General features: G+C 63.2%; 1 protein-coding gene. It reads right to left on the bottom strand.

Going from position 1 to position 1,135, the window contains the following annotated elements; all coding sequences use genetic code 11:
- Position 1: 1 nt before the first annotated feature.
- The coding region (uxuA, locus tag DF200_RS10555; RefSeq protein ID WP_241520242.1) for a mannonate dehydratase at positions 2–1,135 on the bottom strand (1,134 nt) is incomplete at its 5' end.

Below are 1,135 nucleotides of genomic sequence, written 5' to 3'. Positions count from 1 at the left end.
ATCACTTGCCGTAGCGGACGGTGTCCCACACGCCCAGCAGGTACTGGATGCCCAGCGCACGGTCGTACAGGCCGTAACCCGGACGCGGCTTGTGCTCCGGCGTGTTCTCGTCCCACAGATGACGGCCGTGGTCCGGACGGATGTAGCCCTGGTAGTCCGCCTCCGCATACGCCTTCATGATGCCGACCGTGTCCACGTCGCCCTCCGAGGCGCGGTGGCCCACCTCCGAGAACGAGCCCGCCTCGTCCAGGAACTTGATGTTGCGCACATGCGAGAAGTGGATGCGGTCCATGAACGTCTTCACCGCGTCCACCGGATCGTTGCCACGACGCGAGCTGAACGAGCCCAGGCACAGGCACAGGCCGTTGTACGGGCTCGGGTTCAGGTCCAGCACACGCTGGATGCCCTCCTTCGACGACACCACGCGCGGCCAGCCGAACAGGTCGAACGCCGGATCGTCCGGATGCACCGCCAGCTTCACGTCGTACTTCTCGCACGTCGGGATCACCGCGTCCAGGAACACCTTGTAGTTCTCGTAGTACTTGTCATGGTCGATGCCCCTGTACGCCTCGATGAACTCCGGCAGATGCGCCAGACGCTCCGGCTCCCAGCCCGGCATCGTCAGACCGTTGGCGCCCTCAAGCGTCTCGTCGACCAGCTTCTGCGGGTCCGTCAGCTCGGCCACCTTGTGCGCGTCGTAGTACAGCGCCGTCGACCCGTCCGGCGACGGGTGGAACATGTCCGTGCGCAGCCAGTCGAACACCGGCATGAAGTTGTACGTCACGACCTTCACCCCGGCCTTGCCCAGGTTCTCGATCGTCTTGACGTAGTTGTCAAGCGCCTCGTCGCGGCTCATGCCCAGCATCGTCTTGCCGGTCTTGATCGACTCGTGCACGTTCACCGACTCGACCACGTCCGCGTTGAACGTCTTCGTGATCCCATGCTCGCGATCATACCGGGACAGGCCGGTGATCTTCTCCATCTCGGCCTCGATCTCCCCCGGCTCCCACAGCTCGCCCGCCTGCTTGTGATGCAGCGACCAGACGATCGTCTCCACACCCGGGATCTGACGAATATCATCCAGCGAAATGGTGTCATTACCCTCGCCATACCAACGGAAACCCATCTTCATTGT

Origin of the sequence: Bifidobacterium catulorum, from assembly GCF_003129925.1 — a bacterium.
In the GTDB taxonomy this organism is placed as follows: Bacteria; Actinomycetota; Actinomycetes; order Actinomycetales; family Bifidobacteriaceae; genus Galliscardovia; species Galliscardovia catulorum.
This window is presented reverse-complemented; position numbering and strand designations above follow the sequence as displayed.